Source organism: Centipeda artemidis DSM 19719 (genome assembly GCF_000426665.1).
GTDB lineage: Bacteria > Bacillota > Negativicutes > Selenomonadales > Selenomonadaceae > Centipeda > Centipeda artemidis.
The window spans coordinates 512,387-535,630 of record NZ_AUFU01000001.1; the positions used below are offsets into that span (position 1 = coordinate 512,387).

The 23,244-nt window shown below is 57.6% G+C and carries 19 protein-coding genes and 2 tRNA genes; 9 read left to right on the plus strand and 12 right to left on the minus strand.

Annotated elements, in window-relative coordinates:
• Positions 1-38: 38 nt before the first annotated feature.
• The 5 genes from K341_RS0102430 to rsmI all read right to left on the minus strand — a co-directional run bounded on the left by K341_RS0102430 (position 39) and on the right by rsmI (position 4,851).
• Complete coding sequence (locus K341_RS0102430; protein ID WP_026761715.1) at positions 39-824, minus strand: TatD family hydrolase; 786 nt, start codon at positions 822-824, stop codon at positions 39-41.
• Positions 821-2,365, minus strand: coding sequence for a methionine--tRNA ligase (metG, locus tag K341_RS0102435; RefSeq protein ID WP_026761716.1), 1,545 nt, complete (start codon positions 2,363-2,365; stop codon positions 821-823). Before metG ends, K341_RS0102430 begins: the two co-directional genes overlap by 4 nt.
• 82 nt (positions 2,366-2,447) lie before the next feature.
• The gene (locus tag K341_RS0102440) at positions 2,448-3,239 is read right to left on the minus strand and encodes a hypothetical protein (protein ID WP_026761717.1); all 792 of its coding nucleotides are present in this window, start codon (positions 3,237-3,239) and stop codon (positions 2,448-2,450) included.
• 14 nt (positions 3,240-3,253) lie between these two features.
• The gene (locus K341_RS0102445) at positions 3,254-3,940 is read right to left on the minus strand and encodes a hypothetical protein (RefSeq protein ID WP_026761718.1); all 687 of its coding nucleotides are present in this window, start codon (positions 3,938-3,940) and stop codon (positions 3,254-3,256) included.
• On the minus strand, positions 3,940-4,851 hold the full coding sequence (gene rsmI / locus K341_RS0102450) for a 16S rRNA (cytidine(1402)-2'-O)-methyltransferase (protein ID WP_026761719.1): 912 nt from the start codon (positions 4,849-4,851) through the stop codon (positions 3,940-3,942). Before rsmI ends, K341_RS0102445 begins: the two co-directional genes overlap by 1 nt.
• Before the next feature lie 457 nt (positions 4,852-5,308).
• On the opposite strand from rsmI, the gene K341_RS0102455 reads away from it, so the two are divergent.
• The 6 genes from K341_RS0102455 (at position 5,309) to K341_RS0102480 (ending at position 12,098) form a co-directional block, all read left to right on the plus strand.
• On the plus strand, positions 5,309-5,995 hold the full coding sequence (locus K341_RS0102455; protein WP_009349562.1) for a response regulator transcription factor: 687 nt from the start codon (positions 5,309-5,311) through the stop codon (positions 5,993-5,995).
• Positions 5,979-7,418 (plus strand): sensor histidine kinase, encoded by a 1,440-nt coding sequence (locus K341_RS0102460; protein WP_026761720.1) that lies wholly within the window; start codon positions 5,979-5,981, stop codon positions 7,416-7,418. Before K341_RS0102455 ends, K341_RS0102460 begins: the two co-directional genes overlap by 17 nt.
• A 178-nt stretch (positions 7,419-7,596) precedes the next feature.
• Complete coding sequence (locus K341_RS0102465) at positions 7,597-8,034, plus strand: hypothetical protein (RefSeq protein ID WP_248676861.1); 438 nt, start codon at positions 7,597-7,599, stop codon at positions 8,032-8,034.
• 42 nt (positions 8,035-8,076) lie between these two features.
• The gene (locus K341_RS0102470) at positions 8,077-8,808 is read left to right on the plus strand and encodes a DUF6882 domain-containing protein (protein ID WP_026761722.1); all 732 of its coding nucleotides are present in this window, start codon (positions 8,077-8,079) and stop codon (positions 8,806-8,808) included.
• 57 nt (positions 8,809-8,865) lie between these two features.
• On the plus strand, positions 8,866-9,723 hold the full coding sequence (gene rfbD / locus K341_RS0102475) for a dTDP-4-dehydrorhamnose reductase (RefSeq protein ID WP_026761723.1): 858 nt from the start codon (positions 8,866-8,868) through the stop codon (positions 9,721-9,723).
• 212 nt (positions 9,724-9,935) lie between these two features.
• Positions 9,936-12,098, plus strand: a complete 2,163-nt coding sequence (locus K341_RS0102480) for a PTS sugar transporter subunit IIABC (RefSeq protein WP_026761724.1) — start codon at positions 9,936-9,938, stop codon at positions 12,096-12,098.
• 81 nt (positions 12,099-12,179) lie between these two features.
• On the opposite strand, the gene K341_RS0102485 is transcribed toward K341_RS0102480, so the two are convergent.
• Complete coding sequence (locus tag K341_RS0102485) at positions 12,180-14,072, minus strand: BglG family transcription antiterminator (protein WP_026761725.1); 1,893 nt, start codon at positions 14,070-14,072, stop codon at positions 12,180-12,182.
• A gap of 256 nt (positions 14,073-14,328) precedes the next feature.
• Here K341_RS0102485 and K341_RS0102490 point away from each other — a divergent pair, with 256 nt between their 5' ends.
• A complete protein-coding gene (locus K341_RS0102490) occupies positions 14,329-14,787 on the plus strand; it encodes a PTS sugar transporter subunit IIA (protein WP_026761726.1) in 459 nt (152 codons plus the stop codon).
• Positions 14,784-16,160, plus strand: a complete 1,377-nt coding sequence (locus K341_RS0102495; RefSeq protein WP_009752668.1) for a PTS fructose transporter subunit IIC — start codon at positions 14,784-14,786, stop codon at positions 16,158-16,160. The genes K341_RS0102490 and K341_RS0102495 overlap by 4 nt, the downstream gene beginning before the upstream one ends.
• Before the next feature lie 276 nt (positions 16,161-16,436).
• Here the strand turns inward: K341_RS0102495 and K341_RS0102500 are convergent, their stop codons facing one another.
• The 6 genes from K341_RS0102500 to dhaL form a co-directional block, all read right to left on the minus strand.
• Positions 16,437-16,847, minus strand: a complete 411-nt coding sequence (locus tag K341_RS0102500; RefSeq protein WP_009349550.1) for a rhodanese-like domain-containing protein — start codon at positions 16,845-16,847, stop codon at positions 16,437-16,439.
• Between the two features lie 45 nt (positions 16,848-16,892).
• Entirely contained in the window at positions 16,893-17,651 is a 759-nt protein-coding gene (locus K341_RS0102505; protein ID WP_026761727.1) for a sulfite exporter TauE/SafE family protein, read from the minus strand.
• Between the two features lie 55 nt (positions 17,652-17,706).
• Positions 17,707-17,781: transfer RNA gene (locus K341_RS0102510), tRNA-Glu, on the minus strand.
• A 6-nt stretch (positions 17,782-17,787) separates the two neighbouring features.
• Positions 17,788-17,862 (minus strand) — tRNA-Glu (locus K341_RS0102515).
• 80 nt (positions 17,863-17,942) lie between these two features.
• Entirely contained in the window at positions 17,943-19,421 is a 1,479-nt protein-coding gene (gltX, locus tag K341_RS0102520; protein WP_026761728.1) for a glutamate--tRNA ligase, read from the minus strand.
• A 34-nt stretch (positions 19,422-19,455) separates the two neighbouring features.
• Positions 19,456-20,133, minus strand: a complete 678-nt coding sequence (gene dhaL, locus K341_RS0102525; RefSeq protein WP_037349265.1) for a dihydroxyacetone kinase subunit DhaL — start codon at positions 20,131-20,133, stop codon at positions 19,456-19,458.
• Positions 20,134-20,618: 485 nt separating this feature from the next.
• Between dhaL and K341_RS0102530 the strand changes: the two genes are divergently transcribed.
• Positions 20,619-23,210: a cell division FtsA domain-containing protein gene (locus K341_RS0102530; protein WP_026761730.1), complete on the plus strand. Its 2,592-nt coding sequence runs from the start codon at positions 20,619-20,621 to the stop codon at positions 23,208-23,210.
• Positions 23,211-23,244 lie beyond the last annotated feature (34 nt).

The window sequence follows — 23,244 nt, forward strand, 5'->3', positions numbered from 1 at the left end:
GCAGCGACGCAGGACTTATAAATCGGATAAAACAATATTTAGTTGTTCAGTTTCGGATAAAGCCGCAGGGCGTTTTCCGTCGTGTAACGCGCGACCTCCTCGATACTCTCGCCGCGCACTTCTGCGATCTTTGCCGCCACATGAACGACGTAGGCGGGCTCGTTGCGCTTGCCGCGCAGTGGAACGGGTGCGAGGTAAGGGCTGTCCGTCTCGATGAGGAGGCGGTCGCGCGGTGCTTCGCGCACGATGTCGGGCAGCTTTGCCGCGTTCTTATAGGTGAGCGGGCCGTCAATGCCGATGTAAAAGCCCATCTTCCAGAGTTCCCGCGCCATCTCGAGACTGCCGGAGTAACAGTGCAGGACGCCCGTCAGCCCTTGCCCCTCCTCCTCTAGAATCCGCAGCGTATCACCGTGTGCCTCGCGGTCATGGATGCAGACGGGGAGCTGCGCCTCACGCGCGAGATGCAGCTGCGCGGCGAAGAGTTCGCGCTGGGTGAGACGCCGGTCGGCGTCCTTTTCCCAATAGTAGTCGAGACCGATCTCGCCGATGGCGACGACCTTCGGGCGCCGCGCCCACGCGAGGAGACGGTCGCGCATCTCATCCGTCAGCGGAGCGGCGTTCTCGGGGTGAATGCCGACAGCGGCGTAGAGTGCGGGATGTGTCTCGGCATCCGCCACGACCTGCGCGGACGCTTCCATGGAGTCCCCCATGCTGACGATGCGCGTCACGCCCGCCGCCGCCGCGCGGACGATTGTCTCCGACAGATCATCCGCGAACTTCTCATCATAGAGATGCGCATGCGTGTCGATGAATGCGGCGCTCATACGATTTCGATCCGCGGGAAGAGCTGCTCCGCCGTGCCGACCGTGTGACCGTCCGCAACGCGCCCCCAATGCGCGATGTCCGCGAGCTGCACCGCGTCAAAATCATCGGCAAAGCCGAGCTGCGCATGGATGCGCCGCGCGGTCACGGGCATGAACGGTGCAATGAGGATACTCGTGATGTGCAGCGCTTCGACGAGATGATAAAGCACGGAGTCGAGCTGCCCCGCCTTCGCTTCGTCCTTGGCGAGCGTCCACGGCGCGGTCTCGTCGATGTATTTGTTCGTACGTGCGATAAACGCCCACACGGTGCGAATCGCCGGGGACAGCTCCATCGCTTCCATCTGCGCGGTATACATTTTGACCGTCTCCGCCGCCATCTCCTCCAGCGACGCGTCGAACGCCGTCTCTCCCGTACCTTTCACAATCACGCCGCCGCGATATTTTTTCGCCATGGAGAGCGTTCGATGGAGCAAATTGCCCAGGTCGTTCGCCAGATCGGAGTTGATACGGTTGATGAGCGCGTCGCGCGAGATATTGCCGTCCTGCCCGAGTGTGATTTCACGCAGGAGGAAGTACCGGATCGCATCCGCGCCGAATTCCTCGATGAGTGCGATCGGGTCGACGACGTTGCCGACGGATTTTGACATCTTCGCACCGTCGACGATGAGCCATCCGTGCCCGTAGACCTTTTTCGGCAAATCCAGCCCGAGCGCCATGAGCATACATCCCCAGATGATCGTATGGAATCGTACGATCTCCTTGCCGACGAGATGCACGTCGCACGGCCAGTATTTCCGGAATGTTTCTTTATCGTGCATATAGCCGATCGGTGTCAGATAGTTCGTAAGCGCGTCAAACCACACATAGACAACGTGCTTCGGATCAAACGGCACGGGAATCCCCCAGTCGAACGACGTGCGCGAGACGCACAGATCCTCGAGTCCCTGCTCGATGAAGCTGATCATCTCGTTGCGCCGCGAGACGGGTTGGATAAAATCGGGGTGCTCCTTGATATACGCAAGCACGCGATCCGCGTACTTGCTCATGCGGAAGAAGTACGCCTCCTCGGAGACTTCCTGCACGGGGCGGTGGCAGTCGGGGCAGTTGCCGTTCTCGTCGAGCTGCAGCTCCGTCCAGTAGCTCTCGCATGGCGTGCAGTAGAGCCCCTTGTACTCCCCCTTGTAAATATCTCCCTGATCGTATATCTGTTGGAAAATATTCTGCACAAGCTCATGATGGCGCTCCTCCGACGTGCGGATGAAATCGTCGTAAGAGATGCCGAGCAGCTGCCACAGTTCTTGAAAGCCTGCGACGATGCGGTCGACATACGCCTGCGGCGTGACGCCCTCCTTCTCCGCCGCCTGCTGAATCTTCTGCCCGTGCTCATCAGAGCCGGTCAGGAAGAACACATCATAGCCCGCGAGCCGCTTGAACCGCGCGATCGTATCCGCGACGGTCGTGCAGTACGCGTGACCGATGTGGAGCTTTGCGCTCGGGTAGTAAATGGGGGTGGTGATATAAAACGGCGTCTTTTCACTCATTATAATTCCTCGTTTCGCTCTGTTTTCTTTATAATAGTACCACAGCAGACATTGTCCCGCAAGTGAGCCCCGACCGCCATGTTCATATCTGTTTTGCACCCGCCCCCGTCAGGTTTTCCACCGTCACACTGCTGAGAGTCTCCTCTATGAGTGCGTCCATGTTCTCCGCCGATGCCGGATAATAGGCGGTCACCATCCACATGACGGGCTCCCGCATCACGACAAGGGCAATCTCGCGCACATCGCCGTCCTTCGTCCGGACGGTGCTGTCAAATTCCCGTGCAAAATTGCCAAGATCCGTGCGGTTCTTCGTCTCCATGCTAAACCCGCCGCCGACGCCCTCCCGTTTCTGACGCGCCGCGTCGGCAAGCATCATGGCGAACCCGTACGCTGATTGGACGATAGATTCCTCGTTTCCGCGTATATGCGCCGCGTAGAAATCCTCATCCATATGCATACAGGCGACGCAGAAAACGAGAGGAGCATCTTGATTGAACGATATATAAACGTCGAGTTTTTCCCCATTCCCCCGCGCAGCGAACTCCTTTGAGGAGAGATCGAGCCGGTAAGGCTTCGTGAGCGCAATCTTCGGCACGAATCGCAGCACGTGCCGCTCCGATACGATGCGCAGAGACGTCCCCGCAGGTTCGACGGGAAGTTGCTCGCCGGCGCCGACCGGCGCTGAGGAGGCGCCATGTCCCTCCCCTGCCGCCGCAGGGGACGGCACATCCCTTTCCGTCGCCTGTGCCGCAACGTAAGCGTCAAGATGAGGGACGTTTTCCAGCCACGGCGGGCGCGCCGCGTTCGCCGTGGGAGGCGCGCACACAAGATAAAACGCCGCCGCGGCGGATAAAATATGTCGTATGTCGTACATTGTCTTCCCCTTCGTTAGAGTTTGCCGTCCGAGGCGTCTCCAACACGCACCGTCGTAAATATATCGCGCACGCGCGCAAGATCCTCCGCCGATGTGCCGACGGGGCAGGACGCCTCGACAACCCACAGGACAGGATCTTGTGCGATAAAGAAAATATAGTTATGATCGTCGACTTTCTTTTTATGATCCGTCACATCATATTCAAAGAGGAGCGCCCCGTCGCCGACCTGTGCCTGGCCGACCGGGACTGGGCTGAACGCGCGCAGCGTCGCCCCCGATTTTGGATCGTCCTCTATGGAGCGCATACGGAAGACGTAGTACGCTCGGATGAAGCGCATCTCATTGCCGCGTACATGCTGCGCATAGAATTTCTCACCAAATGAGATATGGAACACGCCGAACTCGACGCTTCCGGGGATCTCCGTCGTATAGCCGATCGTTTTCGGCATATCTTTCCCGTCGGATATCGTGTGTTTCCGAAGCGGCGGAAAAGGAATCGCTGACCGCAGACTAAGAACGCGGTGATCCTCCACCACACGGAAAGACTTCTCGGCATTCTTGTCCGCCGCGGGAGCCGCGCTCGCTTCTTCAATACCGGGCGCGACCGCCTCTGCAGCGGAACCATTGGCGAATGCCGCCGTCGGCGTAAATACGAGTGCGACAAAGAGCGCAGCAATTCGTAATGCCCCTGTGTTCATCATCAACCATCCTCCTCTTTCTCTCCAAACGAACCAACCGCACCGATCTGATCCGTCGTATGCGTCCCTATTTTTTTCTCTAAGAGCGTCTTGTAAACGTCACGCCGCGCAATGCCTAGCTCCTGCGCCGTGCGGCGCATCGCTTCCTTTTTATCAAGCCCCGCCGCCAAATGCGCCGCATAGCGTGCGTGCAGATCGGGTATGTCCGTGCCGTTTTCTTCCGCCGCCCTCGCATCCGCTCCCGCGACGACGATGACGAATTCCCCGCGCGGTTCGTTTTCCTTATAATATAGCTCAAGTTCTCCAAGCGTCATGCGGCGGAACTCCTCAAACTTCTTCGTGAGTTCGCGCGCGGCGCATACCCTGCGCGCCGCCCCGAGCTCCGCTGCGAGCAGTGCGAGTGTCTCGCGCAGGCGGTGCGGCGCCTCGTAAAAGACGAGCGTCTCCGGATAGGTGCGTACGCGCGCAAGGAGTTCCTTGCGATGCTTTGCCCTGCGCGGGAGGAATCCGACAAAGGTGAAGCCCTCGAGCGGAAGTCCCGCGCAGATGAGCGCCGAGAGCGCGGCGTTCGCCCCCGGCAGCGGGGTCACCGCGATCCCCTCCGCGATGGCACGCCGCGCGAGATCGGCACCGGGGTCGGCGATGCCGGGCAGTCCCGCATCGCTGACGCAAACGATGTTTTTGCCCGCCTTCAGCGCCTCGATGAGGAGCGTCCCTTTTTCCGCCTTGTTGTGCTCGTGATAACTCGTCACCCTCACATGAATGTCGTAGTGCGCGAGCAGCGTGCGCGTATGCCGTGTGTCCTCTGCCGCGACGAGATCTGCCGCGCGCAGCGTCTCCACCGCACGGTACGTCATATCGCCGAGGTTGCCGATGGGCGTCGCGCAAAGGTAGAGCGTTCCCGTTTCTGCCACATAGATCCCTCGATTCTCTATAGTCTCCTCTGTGTTATAGCTGACGCGCCGCCCCTTGTCAAGCGGAAACTACGGCTCCCGGCAGTTGTTATGCGCCTGCCGGCGCCGTGCAAGCGCCAAATAAAAGGCAGCTTCCAGCGAGAGCGGACATCTGCAAAAGGGGTTCCGAATCTATTTACTTCAGCCTGAGTTCTGTGCCCGACGTTCTAACTAAGTAAAAATTAAACTTATTCATAATCATTCGATACCACGTAAATTTTTCTCTGCTAATTTTATCAATATTATCTGTTTTCTTTAACCTCTACAAAAGAGGCGTCAAAACCTCTTAGACCTAGGTAAGATATAGAAATGGATATTATTTTTCAATTAAATCCCCCGTTTTCATCTTTTAATTTTTACTTTCTTCCCTTATAGTAGGGGCATCAAATCATAAAAAAACAGATTAGGTGGTGCACCAATGGATGAAAAGACCCGTGTCCTCATCGTTGAGGACGAGGCTCGCATTGCACGTTTCCTGCAGATGGAGCTGGAGCATGAAGGCTTCGAAGCAGAGACGGAGAGCAACGGCACTCGTGCCTACGAGCGCATCATTCAGGAAAAATTCGACATCGTTCTGCTCGATGTGATGCTGCCCGGCATGGACGGCATCGAGATCTGCCGCCGCGTGCGTGAAATCTCGAACGTTCCTATCATCATGCTGACGGCGCGCGATGCCGTGGAGGATCGCGTCGAGGGCCTCGACATCGGTGCGGACGATTACATGACGAAGCCGTTCGCGGTGCCCGAGCTCATCGCACGTTTGAACAACGCGCTGCGCCGCCGCGATCTTGCCGAGGGCGATCCGAGCGACCGCCTGACGGTGAAGAACCTCGTCATGTTCCTCTCGCGCTACGAGGTGCAGGTGGACGGCGAGATTGTCGCCCTCACAAAACGCGAATACGATCTTCTCGAGTATCTCCTGCGCAACAAGCGCACAGTGCTGACGCGCGATCAGATCCTGCAGGAGGTCTGGGGATTCGATTACACGGGTGAGACGAATGTGGTCGACGTCTACATTCGCTATCTCCGTGCAAAGCTGGACGACCGCTTCCACCAGAAGTATATCTACACGGTGCGGGGCGTCGGCTATGTGGTACGCGACTAAGGCAAAACTTGCCCGCTGGATCGACCGCTACTTCTACATACGCATCTCAACGAAGATCACTCTGCTGTACGCGGCAATCCTCTTTTTCGTCCTCATTCTCTCAACGGCGATATTGGGGGTTGGCGCGTACGTCTATTTTTACCGGCAGGCAGAGGTGGATCTTGACCGCAGTATCCGCCATGTGATGGACAACATTGAGAACGGTCATGCCTCCGATGTGAAATTCTGGTTCGAGGGCCCCGTCATCCCCGGTGTCATTGTCCGCATCACAGACGCAGACGGCCGCGTTGTGCTCGATACGGACGCACATTTCCCCTCGATTGAGACGATTGAGGCGGGGCGCATCGCAGCGCCGTTTTGGGCAAATCCTGAGATGGAGGTCTCCTCGTTTCGCAACGGTACGGTCTACCACGCGATGCGCGACGTGACCTATGCGGGGGTTCCCTATCGGATTCACTTTTTCCGCACCATCACGACGGAAAAGGACTTTTTTTACTCCCTGCAGCGGCTGATTTTCTACACGGTCGCTATCTGTTTTGTGCTGGCACTGATCGCAGGGCACTTCCTCAGCAATCGTATCCTAAAACCCATACGAGAGATTACATGGACGGCGCGCAGCATTGAGGTGGAACGTCTCGGCAGGCGTCTCGACGAACCGCGCGCACGCGACGAGCTCTCCGAACTCGCGCGCACGTTCAACCGCATGCTCGACCGCCTGCAGGAAGGATTCACGCAGCAGCAGCGTTTCGTCTCGGACGCCTCGCACGAACTGCGCACGCCGCTGACGGTCATCCTCGGCTACTCGGACATCCTCTCCCGTTGGGGGCGTGAGGACAAGGCGATCCTCGAGGAGAGCCTGACCTCCATCCGCTCCGAGGCGGATAATATGCAGCAGCTCATCGAGAAACTGCTCTTCCTCGCGCGCGCCGATCAACGGCGTCTTGCCGTCAATATGGAGGACGTGGATCTGGAAGAGCTGCTCGCGGACACCATGGAGAAGATGCACACGGTCACGACCACGCACGAGGTCTCGCTTGGCAGGAACGATCCTGCAATCGTCCGGGCAGACCCCGTTCTCCTGCGTCAGCTCCTGCGCATCTTCCTCGAGAACAGCGTCAAATATACCCCTCCCGGCGGTCACATCAGCGCGGAATCGATACGCTCGGAGGACGGCAAAAGCGTCACCGTGCAGCTCTCCGACGACGGTATCGGCATCGCCCCCGAACATCAGCCGCACATCTTCGATCGGTTCTATCGCGTCGATTCCTCGCGTACGAAGGAGACGGGCGGCTCGGGGCTGGGACTTTCGATCGCGCGCTGGATCGCCGATCAGCACGGCATCGCAATTGCGCTGAAAAGTGTAGTCGATCAAGGCACGACGATCATCCTTCGGATTCCGACCATCACACCCGAAGCGCAATAACAACAGCGGACAGTCGCCGAAAAGGCTGCTGTCCGTTTTTTGCGCGTACATTCCAACGATTGTTTCCATATGAAAACCGGTTCAAAAATGGTATAATATAAAATAACAGATATTATCAAATCAGCACGCCTGTAAAAGGAGAAAATCGTGCACGACAGCAGAGCGTTCATATTAACAAATGAAGATCGGACGCATTTGGGGCTCAACCCGATTGAAGACGATTGGTTCGGATTTTGTGGATGCAATGATTTCAACATCCCCAAGCATCAGCGCTGACGATCCTGATATCGCCTACCTGCAATACGGATGGATCTATCGGGAAATGCCGTTAGCGAAATATCAAGCACTTTTTGATCAACCGTGGTCGGGCGCATTGGATCAATATAGAGCGGAAGAGGTCAGCTTTTCACCGGATCTCTATCAATTCGAAGCCTGTATAGCAACGGGGAGTAATTTGCCTTTCTACGAGGGAAGAGCACATGATCTCAACGATCCCCGACACCATACCGATAAAAAAGCCGTGTTCGAGGCCTTCGGGCTGAACAGGGATTTAAATTACGAGGAGGACTTAAAGCTGCACCTCGCTTCCGATTGGAAGATGAAATACCAACTATAGCCGAATGTATTTTTTAATTGCACAGACGTGGAGGACATACCAATGGGATTTTTAAGCGATGCCGGCAGCCGGAACCTTTGGATCGAACACCTCGCCGTCGATACGGGAAATTGGTTTCATGTTTTCTCGGCCTGCTTAGGCAAAATGATGGCGGTGCAGACAGCCTGCCGCGATCAGGTGGTCAAGGAACAAGACTGGAACGTCGATTTTGAGGAGGGCAGCATCCGCTTCGGCACCCAAAAATATCCACTTCAATTTATTGGAAGTGAGTCCACGAAAAGCAACACATGGCTATGGGGCTGGGAGAATATCAACGGCTTTTCCGAAGAAATTCTCCGGCTTGCCGATCACACAAAAGAAGTCGGCGAACGCTGGAGATTAGAGCCTCTGACAACCGCAGAATTTAGATTGAACGATACGTTCAGCGGACATAACCTATCGATCGTCACTTGCGGCATCGCCGGCAACTATTGTTATTACAGGGGATCACATGACGGCGGAGCAATTTTCGTCGCATTTTCAGGAGTTTCCGATCGCATATTCGCTCCCGTCGACGTTCAAAATTTCGTATCCATCACAACGCGATGTATTCAACAATTCCACATCGACCATAAGATTTTTACAGAGGGATTTCTGACATGGAACAATACGGAATATGAATGGAGCGATCAAACGCTCATCGCGCATTTTCCGCAGGATTTGAACATTACATTTGAACGCGTCGACAACTTTTTACGTATTTGTTCTATCAATAGTATTTCGTCTGCAAGCTAACGACGTGCATCTTTGCGCAGAGGGAAATCAAAGCAATGACAAGAAAGGCGGTACGCTATGAAAATCCTCATCACCGGAGCAACGGGACAGCTCGGAAGCGACTGCGCAACAGAGTTCAAGGCGCGTGGTCACGAAGTCTACGGTGTCTCCTCGCACATGTTCCCACTCTCGGACGAGCGGGCGATGCGCGCCGTCCTCGAGGAGTTCGAGCCGGACTCCATCCTCCACGCGGCAGCATACACGGCGGTCGACGCGGCGGAGGACGAACCTGATCTCTGCCGCCTCGTCAATGCGGCGGGAACAGAGATCGTCGCGAAACTTGCGGCGGAATACGGATGCAGGCTGCTCTACATCAGCACGGACTATGTGTTTCCCGGCACGGGGGATACGCCCTATGAGACGGACGATCCGAAGGGGCCAAAAAATGTCTACGGCGCGTCGAAACTCGCGGGTGAGGAGGCGGTCGCCGCACATCTCACGGACTATTTTATCGTCCGCATCTCGTGGGTGTTCGGCACGCATGGCAAGAATTTTGTCAAAACAATGCTCTCCCTCGCGGATACGCACAAAATCCTCTCCATCGTCAGCGATCAAATTGGTTCGCCGACCTACACGCGTGATCTCGCGCCGCTGCTCGCCGACATGATTGTCTCCGACCGGTACGGCGTCTACCATGCGACGAACGAAGGATTTTGCTCGTGGGCGGAGTTTGCGCGCGAGATCTTCCGCGCCGCCGGCAAAGACGTCGCCGTCACCTCCGTGCCGAGCCGCGCCTACCCGACCAAGGCGGCGCGCCCGAAGAACTCGCGGCTCTCGAAAAAGAGTCTCGACGCCGCAGAGTTCCGGCGCCTCCCGCCGTGGCAGGATGCCGTTGCACGTTTCCTCGCGGAACTAAAACAAGACGCACAGGCATAGGATTGCGGGGCGAATGTGATTTTCTCCTTTACACATCCGTCCTCTCTCGGCTATAATCAAGACGCAACAGTTCAATAGGATTTTCCGTGTCCGCAGATGAAAAGGCAGCGCAGAGAGGAGAGCATCGTATCGGTACTCTTTGCGGCTGCCTTTTTTCACAGTGTCTTTGGGGGAACGTGCAGACTGCGGCGCGGTGGAAAGGGGTCACAAATATGAAAGATGAGATTTTCAGTGTGCTCCAGCGGGTTGGCCGCAGCTTCATGCTGCCCGTCGCTATTCTGCCGATCGCAGGCATCCTGCTCGGCATCGGCGCGTCGTTCACCAACCCCACGACGATAGAGACGTACGGTCTCGGCGGCATCCTCGGAAGCGGTACGGCGCTGCACTCCCTGCTCACCATCATGGCGAGCGCGGGCAGCACCATCTTCGGCAATCTGCCGATCATCTTCGCCGTCGGCGTCGCCATCGGCATGGCAAAGGCGGAAAAGGAGGTCGCCGCGCTCTCCGCGATGATCGCGTTCTTCGTCATGCACTCCGCGTGCAACGCTATGCTGAAGCTTGGCGGGCAGATTCTGCCGGACGGGAGCATCGCGCCGCATGTGCTCGAAGGCACGATCGCGGCGTCCTGCGGCATCATGTCGTTCCAGATGGGCGTCTTCGGCGGCATCATCGTCGGTATCGGCGTCGCGTGGCTGCACAATAAGTACCACAAGATCGTCCTGCCGAATGCGCTCTCCTTCTTCGGCGGATCGCGCTTCGTCCCGATCATCTCGACGGTGGTCTTTCTCTTTGTCGGTATCGCCATGTACTTCATCTGGCCGCTCGCCCAGCAGGGCATCTTCGCCCTCGGCGGTCTCGTTACGGGGACGGGCTACATCGGTACGCTCATCTTCGGCATCATCAAGCGCGCGCTCATTCCGTTCGGTCTTCACCACGTCTTCTACCTCCCCTTCTGGCAGACGGGTGTCGGCGGCTCCATGATGATCGACGGACAACTCATCCAGGGTGGTCAGAACATCTTCTTCGCGCAGCTCGCCTCCCCGAATGTCGTTCATTTCAGCGCCGATGCGACGCGCTACTTCTCGGGCGAGTTCATCTTCATGATCTTCGGTCTGCCGGGCGCGGCGCTCGCCATGTACCATACGGCGCGCCCCGAAAAGAAAAAAGTCGCGGGCGGTCTCCTGCTCTCGGCAGCACTCACCTGTATGCTCACGGGCATCACCGAGCCGATCGAGTTCTCCTTCCTCTTCGTCGCACCCGCCCTCTTTGCCGTGCAGGTCGCGCTCGCAGGCGCTGCGTACATGATCGCGCACATGCTGAACATCGCGGTCGGACTCACATTCTCCGGCGGGCTGCTCGACTTTTTCATCTTCGGCATATTGCAGGGCGAGGACAAAACGAGCTGGATGTACGTCATCCCCGTCGGCATCGTCTACTTCTTCCTCTACTATTTCATCTTCCGTTGGATGATCACGCATTTCAACTTCAAGACCCCCGGACGTGAGGACGACGACGAGGAGACAAGGCTCTTCACGAAGGCGGACTACAAGGCACGCGAGGGCGGCAGTGCGGCATCGGGCGACGCGCCCACGGCGGACGAAAAGAGTGCGGCGATTGCGCGCGGGCTCGGCAGCAAGCACAACATCACCTCCGTCGACTGCTGTGCGACGCGCCTGCGCTGCTCAGTCGCCGACGCCTCACTCGTCAATGAAAAACTGCTCAAGGCGACGGGCGCCGTCGGCGTCATCGTCAAGGGCACGGGCGTACAGGTCATCTACGGGCCGCAGGTCGCCGTCATCAAGTCGAACCTCGAGACCTATCTGATGACCGCCCCGGAGGTCGAGCCGGAACCGGATGCCGCGCCCGCGCCTGTAGAGAGCGCGACGCCCGCAGCAGAAAAAACCGCCGCCCCCGCGGCAAATGCGGGCAGGCATACGCTCTGCGCGCCCGTCACGGGGACGGTGCATCCCATCACCGAAGCCCCCGACGAAGCCTTCGCGGGCAAGATGATGGGCGACGGCTACTTCATCTATCCGAGCGTCGGCGAGGTCGTCGCCCCTGCGGACGGCGAAGTCGTCTTTGTCTTTGACACGAAGCACGCCATCGGTATGAAGAGCGCGGACGGCACGGAATACCTGCTCCACATCGGCGTCGATACCGTCGCGCTCGGCGGCAAGGGATTCGAAGTCTTTGTCGAATCCGGACAGCAGGTGAAAAAGGGAGATAAGCTCATGACGTTCGACATCGATTACATCAAAGAGAACGCCAAATCCGACGCGTGTCTCGTCATCTTCACGGGACTCGGCGAAGGACAGTCCATCACCATGGAAGCCTCAGGCGAAGTGAAGGCGCTCGATCCCGTCGCGTCGTTCTGATCGTCATACGACAGAGCCCCCACGGCGATGCAAATGCATCGCCGTGGGGGCTCTTTTCTTGTGCAGAAATACATAAGACGTTCAGTCCAGCACACATGCGTCATCCGAGAGTGCGGAGAAAATGGCAATCATATTCTCAAACGTCTGCTGTTTGATCAGACGACGCACGATTGTCTTGTTGGTCAAAAACCGGCTGATCATCTTATAAAAAAGCGGCAGATTACGATCACCTCCGACCTTCATAGAGAGCAGGAAAATGATCTGCACATCCTCTTGATCCCATGGAATAGGTGTATCCAATATGCCGATAACCACCAGGCTCCGCTCTCCAAGCGGCCGATCCGGATGCGGGGTTGCCACGCCGTTGCCGAGTGCAGTTCCACCGATGCGCTCTCTTTGCAGCACATGCTCATAGAAGTCTTCGGGAATGGTTTCGTGTGCGGCAGCCTTTCGGCACATCTGCCGCAGCGCATCCTCTTTTCCACCGGCTGACATGTGGGGCAGAAACAGCGCTTGAGAAAAATAGCCCAGAAGCGTTTTTTGCTGCTCCCGCTTCAGGTGTTCCCGGATATCCTGATCCTTATTCCACGGGAAGCCGTGCCCCAGCTCAATGACAGGGATGGGAAGCTCTTTTTTGATGGGGGTTGTAGAGAGAATATAATCGGCAGTCTCCAGATCTCTATCGATGAAATCTGCCGACTCGTACATGCCGACCACATTGAGGTGTTTTCCGTAGGCATCTTTGATTTTATAGGCCAACAATGCCGCCGCACTTTTTCCTGTTCCGCAGACGATCAGGACATTTTTTCTGCGCTGCGCCCTGCTGCGTTCCAACGCCACATGGAAATAGAGCGCAATGTACCCCGTCTCGTCAGCCGGTATCTCCTTCTCGTACTTTCTTTGCAGTACGCCGCAGGCGACGTTTGCCATCTCGTATGCGAGCGGTTCGGTTTCACGGATCTCCTGCATCATAGGGTTGTCGAGCGGCATATCGTAGAGAAGACGCGTACGCATAGGGATCAAATGCGTGTAGAGACCGGCGATCAGCTCAAAGTCATGAGAAAAATTATAGCAGAATACATTTTCCACGGACTGCAGCATCTGCCTGACCAGCTCGTAGCTTTCGGACGCAGCGAGCGAGACCTGCTTCCATGAAATGATCTTCTTGCATTCCAAATGCAGCAGGATGTACTGATATTCGCTCCGGGTAAACCGTATACCGTATGCCTCCGCCAATACGGAGCTCACATCCTTTGCAAGTCCGCATACCTGTGGGTCGGCAGGTTCATGGCGCAGGAGTTCCCGCGCGACCTCCCGTCCGAGTCGGATCCTGCAAATTGAAACGTACATATGCAGAACAAAGCTCTGGAACGAATACGCCGCCATGCGATATGCATGCCGGCGGAAAATATCCTGCAGCAATATCGCCAGCTTTTGAATATTCTCGCTCAAAAATTCCCCGTCGTTTGCAATCATATTCCGACCAAGCTTCGCCATACACCGGCGGATATTCTTTTCCGTTCCGGCGATATGCAGCCCCGCATACGGTTGATGCAAGAGCTGCAGATCATAATGGCTCAGGATCGGGCGGATCATACGGAGATCTTTCTTGAGTGTCGAGCGGCTGACGTGCAGCATATCGCAAAGATCATCACTTTTGACACCCGCATCGTTCTGAAGAAGTACCCGGATGATCTTGTTGATACGGGACTCTGCGGTCTCACCTCGAAGTGTGCCATCCGCTTCCAGCGCATCCAAAAAACTGAGGAACCGGGTGCGATCCGTCACCGCCAGTTTCACCCCGTGATAAGGTCTCGCCTCAAGCTGTGCGCCATGCGGGAGCATCATCCGGTTCAGCTGCAGAATGTCATCGTAGATCGTCCGCGTGGAGACACCAAGAGCCTCGGCGAGTTCCTTGTAAGTGATGCGCTCATTCTCGGGCATGAGAAGGATGAGCTGCAGCCATCGATCCATAAGCGTATCCTCCTGTCTTGTCATAGCTGCCGCGCCGCGCAGACGCGTCCCTCCCCCACCTCATTATAGCCGAAAATCCGCCGCTGTAAACCCGTAGACCCTTCCGCCATTCCTCCGCCACATACGCAGCGATCTCGTCTGCGGCATAATATGCCGCAGTTTAGAGACTGGATGTTTCCGCATTCAATGGTATACTGATTTCTATAAGATCCGGCGGCAGGATACCGGAATGTAGTCAGGAAAGGAGTGATATGCTTTGTTTGACGAGAAACGAATTATTTTGCTCACAGAGCCGCTTGCGACAAAAGAGGAGGTCATCCGACATTTAACGCACATGGAGAACGACTGCGTGCTGGATGCGGATCTCTACGAGCAGGCTGTCAGCAACAGAGAGGTGTCGTTTACCACCTACACGATCGACGGCGTAGCCATACCGCACGCCAAATCAAGCGCCGTAGAGACGCCGTTTGTTTCCTTTGCGCGCTTGAAAGCTCCTATCCCTTGGGGGACGGAACCCGGCGAAGACGCTCGGATGGTCTTCCTCATCGGTGTTCCGGAGGCTGCCGGAGGCACCGACACCAATCTTCATTTGAAGATCCTGGCGGCACTCAGCAAAAAGCTGATGCACGCATCATTTCGGCATCGGCTGGAAGAAGCATCTTCGACGAAAGAACTCTATCAAATTCTGCAGGAAATTGAGGAGGAACTAAAATGAAAATCGTAGCGGTATCCGCCTGCACGGCCGGCATTGCCCATACCTATATGGCACAGGAGGCCATCGAACAGGAATGCAAAAAGCGCGGGATCGACTGCAAGGTCGAAACGCAGGGCGGCATGGGCATCGGCAACGAACTCACACAGGCAGAAATCGACGCGGCGGACGTCGTCATCCTTGCCGTGGCAGTCAGCGTCGAGATGAGCGAGCGCTTCGACGCGAAGCGCGATGCGGGGAAGATTCTGGACGTCAGCCCTTCGGAAGCGATCAAAAATACGGCGGGGCTCATCGATCGCGCCGAAAATATAGCGACGGCAGAAAAGCAGCACACGAACCTTGGTGCGGAACTCTTTCGCTATTTCAACACGGGTATTTCCTATTTCCTCCCCGTCATTATTGCGGGCGGTATGCTGTTCTCCTTCACACTGATTACGGGACATGTCGAAGACGGGCGCATTGTTCCCAGCAGCCCGTTCTGGCAAAACGTATATGACCTTGGGATGGCCGGCTTTTCCATGATGGTTCCCGTGCTGTGCGCATATATCGCCTATGCCATTGGCAGCAAAGCAGCCATTGCCCCGGGCTTTATTCTCGGCCATGCTGCCAATACGCCAATGGGTGAGTCTCACATTGCGACCGGCTTTCTCGGCGCCCTGATCCTGGGGTTCCTTGTCGGTTATCTCGTCCGATGGACGAAAAAGCTGCCCGTACCGGCACTTCTGCAGCCGATGATGCCGACATTCCTCGTGCCGCTCTTTACGACGCTGATCCTCGGTCTGTTTTACATCTATATCCTAACCATTCCGCTGAATGCATTCGTCCAGTTCATGATTCAGTGCATGTATCAGCTGAACGGAACGAGTGCGATGGCACTAGGGCTTGGCATCGGTCTGCTCGCAGCGGCCGACTTTGGCGGTGCGTGCAGCAAGGCAGCCACAGCCTTTACACTGGCGCTCATGGCGGAAGGAATCCTCGGGCCGAACGGTGTCTTCCGTATGTGCTGCGCGATTCCCCCGCTCGGTATGGGACTCGCTTCGTTCCTACTGCGCAGCCGCTTCGATGCCGCCGACAGGCAGCTCGGCATATCCGCGCTCTTTCTTTCCTCTGCCGGCATTACGGAAGGAGCGATCCCCTTCGCCGGAAAGGATTTTCGACGGACATGGATCGCCTGTGCAGTCGGAACCTCCATTGCCGGCGCCGTCGGCATGATGCACGGCATAACGTCCATCGTCGCATTCGGAGGTATTGTCGCCATTACGGGTGTCGTGGACGGAAAGCTTTGGTATGTGCTGGATATGCTGCTGGGTGCCGGCATTATCGTCCTGATCCTCTTCCTGTGGAAGCCCAAACTCGACGCAGAAACAACACACTAACCGCCTCACGGCAGGAACATATTCCTGTATTGCAAGCCTAAATCAAACACGGAGATGTTGTACATGACAACATCTCCGTGTTTGATTTTACAATTAGAATACCGTGCGTCAAAATCCCGCGTCACGCCCCTTCTATAGGCAACACTAAGTGACGCGGAAGTTTGGATGCAGAACAAGGAACAAGAAAAATACAAGCGAAGGCGTAGTTAAAGAGCTACGTCGAGCGCAGTATTTTTCGCAGTGACACAGTTATGCGCCAAAATCCCGCGTCACGTCTTACTTTACGACCTCTCCATGCCAGTCCTTAATCCCCCCCATCTCAACGATATTCGTATACCCCATCTGCGCGAGCTTATTCGACGCGGTCATGCTGCGCGCGCCGCTGCGGCAGTAGACGAAAATCATCTGCGCTTTGTCGGGGAGCTCGGCGGGGGGATTCGTCCCGATGGTATCGAGGGGAACATTGATCGCGTGCGGGATATGCCCTTCGGCGTATTCCTGCGGGGTTCTTACATCCACGATCAGATAGCCCGTCTCGCTCTCCATCATTTTCTGTGCCTCGTCCCCCGTGACGCGGCGAAATGCAGTCTGCCCGCCGTCGCTGCCTGTGGCGGCGGAGCTTTGTCCGCACCCAAATGCTGTGACCGCCGCCGCTGCGAGCAGAACTGCCGCAACAAATTTTTTCATGTAAATTCTCCTTTGTATAAATTACGCGGCACAACCTGCCGCAGTCTACCGAAACAAAACCATAATCAAGCCGCCCACCGCGGGGAGCGCAACGATAAAGAACCTCAGGACGGCACGCGGAGCAAGGTGTGTCAGCTTTGCCCCAAAATATGAGCCGACGGAGAGCGCGACGAGCGTCTGCAAAAAGATCACAGGCTCGAACTGTCCATAGAGGAGGTAACCGATGCCTCCGCTGATGGAGATCGGGACGATGATCATCATGGTCGTCCCGATCGCCTGCAGGAGCGGCACGCCGAACACAACCATGAGCGCGATCTGAATGTACGCCGCCGAGCCGATGCCGAACGCGCCCGCAAGGATGCCGCAGACGAGTCCGGTGAGACTGCCGTAGATATAAAGCGGGCGTCCGGTGAGGAGTTCGGCACGCACATGGATGTGCTGTTCGAGCCACGAGGATTGATAGATGCGCAGGTAGAGCAAAAATGCACTCGACTCGAGCATCAGCCCCGTGAAGAGGCTGAGGTTTCCTGATTCGATATGATTTGAAATCACTGCGCCGATGAGTGCGCCGACGAGTCCGCCTGCACCGATCACAAATCCCGTGCGCGGAACGACTTCGCCCTCACGGTAGTGGCTGACCGCACCCGAAAGCGTCGTGAACGCCATCGAACCGAGGGCAACGGCGAGCGCCTGATGGATCGGCACGCCAAATCCCACAACGAGCAGGGTGATGACAACGCCGCCCCCGCCCGCACCGACAAAACCGATGATGCCGCCAAGAACGAGCATGGACAGGAAAAGCATACATATCCCCCTACATACACAAAAGGAGCTGCAGAGCAGCTCCCGAATAGACGAATGGTGACGCCTATGGGATTCGAACCCATGAACCCGCCGTGAGAGGGCGGTGTCTTAACCACTTGACGAAGGCGCCGATTTTTGGTGACGCCTATGGGATTCGAACCCATGAACCCGCCGTGAGAGGGCGGTGTCTTAACCACTTGACGAAGGCGCCACATATGTCAACAGGAGATACTATAGCATAGAGATTGGCAAAAATCAAGCGTTTTTTCTTCGTTCCTCCCCCGCAGGAGCTCAGTGCAATTCGTTCAGACGATCAAGTGCCGCGTGCAGTCGTGCAAGCCCTGTCTCGCGTCCAAGAATCGACAGAATCTCCGTTGCGCCGCCCGGTGTGACCGCCTGTCCCGCCGCCGCAATGCGCAGCACCCACATGACCGTCCCCTTGCGCCATCCCTCACGCTCAATACACTCTTCGAGGAGGGCATAGAGGAGGTCGTTCTCCCAGTGCTCCGCGGGGAGTGCCGCGAGGATCTCGATGAGCATGGGCAGCAGCTCCGCCGCCGCCGCGGGTGTGACCTTGTTTCGCTTATTCTCATAAAGGCTAGGGTCAAAGGCAGGCGCTTCGATAAGGAAGGCAATCGCGGGGCGCACGTCGCCGAGTTTTGCAACGCGGGTTTTGAGCAGCTTTGCGATCTGCCCCCACCGCTCCTCAAGACCGGCGGGCAGCTCTCCTGCAAAGGGGCGCGCGGCTTCCGCGAACTCCTCGTCCGTCATCGCCTTGAAATATTCGCCGCTCATCCAGCCGAGCTTCTCATAGTCAAAGACGGCGGGCGATTTCGAGAGCCCCTCGAGCGAGAAGCATTCGATCAGCTCGTCCATCGAAAAGACTTCCTGATTCGTCGTCTTCGGGCTCCAGCCGAGCAGCGCCACATAATTGACGATAGCGGCGGCGGGGTACCCTGCCTCTACGAGGTCGTTGAAGCTCGTCGCGCCGTGGCGTTTCGAGAGTTTGCTCGTCTTGCCCGTCTCCTCATCGCGCCCCATGACGGGTGCGAGATGAACGAACACGGGCGGCTCCCAGCCGAACGCTTCGTAAAGCAGGACATGTTTCGGCGTCGAGGTGATGAACTCCGTGCCGCGGATGATGTGCGAGACCTTCATGAGACGGTCGTCGATGACATTGGCAAAGTTATAGGTCGGCATACCGTCGCTCTTTAAGAGCACCTGATCCTCGAGCTCCGTGTTTGGGATCGTAACGTTGCCGTGCAGCACATCATAAAATGTCGTCTCGCCCGTGAGCGGCATCTTTTGCCGGATGACGTACGCCTCGCCCCGTGCGAGACGCGCCTCTATCTCTTCAGGCGGGAGATCACGGCAGGTGCGCGGATAGCCGCCGAAGGTCTTTTCTCCCTCTGCGGCGGGCTGTTCCTCGGCATGATTGCAGAAACAGCGATAGGCATGTCCCGTTTCGACGAGCTGCTCGGCGTATTTTTTGTAGATCTCCGTCCGCTCGCTCTGAACATAGGGACCGTAGTCGCCGCCAATATCGTCAGGCCCCTCGTCGGGAACGATGCCCGCAGCGTCGAGCGTGCGGCGGATGAAGTCGACGGCGTCTGCGACGTAGCGGCTGCGGTCGGTGTCCTCGATGCGCAGGATGAACGTCCCGTCGTTCGCGCGCGCAAATAGGTACGCATAGAGCGCCGTGCGCAGATTTCCGATGTGCATGTAGCCTGTGGGGCTCGGTGCAAAACGGGTGCGAATCGCAGTGTTCATCAAATATTTCCTCCCAAAATACAATCTCTCGTGTTCAGCCGCGCAGATAGCTGCACAGTGCACGGAACATTATGAGCGAGCTCATCGCGCCCGGATCCTCAATGCCGATGCTGCGCTCGCCGATGAGCGCGGCACGCCCGCGCCGCGCGACAATCGTCTTCGTATACTCTGCACCCGCGCGCCCCGCGTCAAGAGCCTCCTCGAGGCACTCGCGCAAGCTCTTGCCCTCTGCCTGCGCGGGCAGGAAGGCATCGCGGATCGGGATCAGCGTATCGAGCATGGTCTTATCGCCGCGCTGTGCACGCCCGCGCCGCTCAATCGCCTCAATGCCGCAGGTAAACAACTTTTCGAAACTCCGCACGTCAAGCCGTGTCTCGGCGTTCACCGCCTCGCCTGCACGTACGAACGCGATGCCGTACAGAGGCCCCGCCGCACCGCCGACATTCTCGATGAACGCGCGCCCGATCTGCCGGAGGACGTCTCCGAGCGGCGCATCCGGCGGCAGCTCCGCCAGCCGATCCTGTGCCTCTGTAAAACCGCGCGCCATGTTCAGCCCGTGATCACCGTCCCCGGTTTTCGCATCCACCGCCGTGAGGTAGTCCTTCTGCGCCATAACCGCAGCGACGACCGCATTTACCGCATCACGAACATTTGCCATCTCCGTCACACCATCTTTCTCATGAAATTGAGAATTTTCCATATTACCGCTCATATTATAGCACGGGAACCCGCACAGGAAAAGGGGGGCTCGCAATTTCCGGCGAGTTTTTGTGCAAAGTCGGGTTTCATATTGTTGTTACAAATTTTGATTCTTTATTTGTCAAGTCTTGCGGGTCATTTTTTTTTATGCTATCATAATATAAAAGAGCGGACGCCTTCGATGTGCGTATGTCTTAGCAATGTCTAACCTACAGATCTTTTAGGGAACCCGACTTGATTTCGGTGAACGCGAAGTGCTCCGCACAGGCGGAAGCCGGACTTAGGGTACCCACCTGCTTTACGCAGGTCTAGACATATAAGGCATACGGCATTTCAGACCCCTCTCTTCCGGTCAGGACGGATCTGCCCGCGCGGCAGCTGCGTTCTGACCTTTTTGTGTGCGGAGATACGGAGTACACAGCAGGATTTTTGCAAAAGAACACGAATTAAATCAAATAGTATACTTTAGTTTACATTGATTGGTCAGGGGAGACAGAAATGCCGGATTTGGAGAATATCAACGAAGAAGTTCCCGCCCCGGAGCAGTCCGCAAAACGGCGCGGCCGCCCCAAAAAGCGCATACAAGAGGAGCCGGAAGAGCAGCCGGCAAAGCGCCGCGGCCGCCCGAAAAAGGACGAAAGCGCACCTGCGCTCGGCACACCGCGCCGCGAGCGGCAGACAGAGCTTGTCTTTGCACTCGACATCGGCACGCGCAGTGTCATCGGCATCGTTGCCGAGCAGCGTGAGGGCGCCCTCCACATCCTTGCGACGGAGCGCATGGAGCACAAGACGCGCGCCATGCTCGACGGACAGATTCACGATGTGCCGCAGGTTGCGTCGATCATCCGCGAGGTCAAGCGGCGGCTCACCGAGCGCACGGGTGCGCTCCACAGTGCCGCCGTCGCCGCAGCGGGGCGCGCGCTCTACACGATGACCGCCGAGGCGTCGCAGGATGTCACGGGGACGATCACGCCCGCACAGCAACGCGACCTCGACTTTGCCGGTGTACAGGCAGCACAGAAGAAGCTCGCCCAGTCGCATACCGTAGACGATCCGACGCGCTACTACTGCGTCGGCTACAGCACGATCCGCTACACACTCGACGGCAACGACCTCAAGACGCTCGTCGGACAGCGCGGTCGGCGCGCGCAGGCAACGGTCATCGCGACTTTCCTCCCGCGCCAGGTCGTCGACTCCATGCAGTCCGCTCTGCGCGAGACGCATCTGGAAATGCGCGCGCTCACACTCGAGCCGATCGCGGGCATCAACGTCCTGATCCCCCCCACGATGCGCCACCTGAACCTCGTTCTCGTGGACATCGGTGCGGGCACGTCCGACGTCGCCATCACACGCGGCGGATCGGTCATCGCGTACGGCATGGTGCCGATGGCAGGCGATGAGATCACGGAGGCGATCTCGCGCGAATACCTACTCGACTTTAATATCGCGGAGGATATCAAGCGCAAAGCTTCTGCCGGCGAGGACGTCTCCTTCACCGATATTCTCGGGATGCGGCTCTCCCTCACCGCAGATCAGGTCGTCGCCGCCATTCGTCCGAGCGTCGAAAATCTCGCGAGTGCGATCGCAAAGCAGATTTTAGACCTCAACAGCGAGCCGCCGCAGGCGGTCATGCTCGTCGGCGGCGGTTCACTCACCCCGATGATGCCGGAACTGGTCGCGGATGCGCTCGGCATCCCCGCGGGACGTGTTGCCGTCCGCCAGCCTGACGTCGTCGACGGCGTCGAGGATCTGCCGCCCGAGCTGCACACGCCGGATGCGGTAACGCCGCTCGGCATCCTCAAGATCGCCTCGATCAACACACTGCACTTCCTTGCCGTGTGGATCAACGATATCGAGTACAGCCTGTTCAATTTCCGTGAGCTGAACGTCTCCGACGCGCTGCTCGCCGCAGGCATCAGCCTGCGCAAATACAACGGGCGTCCCGGCATGGGACTCATGGTCACGGTGAACGGCGAGCGGCGCAGTTTCCCCGGTACGATGGGAACGCTTGCACAGATCACCATCGACGGCAAAAGCGCGGGGCTCGACTCCCCCATTCACGACGACTGCCGCATCAAGCTCGTGGCAGGAGAGAACGGCACGCAGCCCGAGGTGCATCTCAGCGATGTCACAGGGGCGGCAAACGACTATACGGTGCTGCTGAACGGCGCGGAAGTGCGCGTCGCTGCAAATGTCCTCGTCAACGAAGCAGCCCCTGAGGGCGACCCGCTCCTATGCGACGGCGACGTCATTACCTCACGGCGGGAGCGTACGCTCGGCGAGCTGCTGCGCGCCGAGGATCTGCCGCCGGCAGGACGACACATCGCCTATACGCTGAACGGAGAGCCCCGCCGCTTTACCGCGCAGCCAAAGATCACACTGAACGACGCGCCCGCCGCACTCTCGACCGTTCTGCGCGCGGGAGACGTCATCGAATACGAAGAGACAAGCATTCCAACCATCGCGTCCGTCATTGATCTCTCCTCTGCCTCGTATGCAACGATTACCTATGAGGGGAAAGAACACGATGTCCCCGCCTCCGGCTTCAGCCTGACAGTCAACGGTGCGGATGCCGCCCCCGAGACCGTCCTCACGGACGGCGCGGTGATTTCATATCAAAAGGGCACGGGCAGCGCCAATGTCAGCGAAGCGCTGCTCGCCGTAGGATTCACTCCCCCGCCTGCGACCACCCGCGTGACTTTTGCCATTCTCGTCAACGGGGTCAAGGCGGACTTTACAAGCCCCATCCGGAACGGCGACACACTCGAGGTCATCCTAACGCCAATCGTTTCACCGGGCACATCCGCATCGTCCGTCGATACGGATGCCCCTGCCGCAAGCATGATCCTCGGCACCATTGCCGCACACGCGGGACTCCCCGACGCACCGGCAGTCCCCCTCCCCACGGTACGCCCGCATACAAAAGAAGAGATGCAGGAGCCGGCGGAAGAACTGCCTGCAGCGGAGGAAACGGTACCCGGTGAAGCAGCGCCCGCAGAATCATTTGACGCCCCGGCAACATCCCCTGCAGATCCCCCCTCTGCATCGCCCGGCACGATCACCATCGAGTCGCTGATGCGGTACGATTGAGCGTGTGTCGACGCGATTTTTGCATCAGGCACTA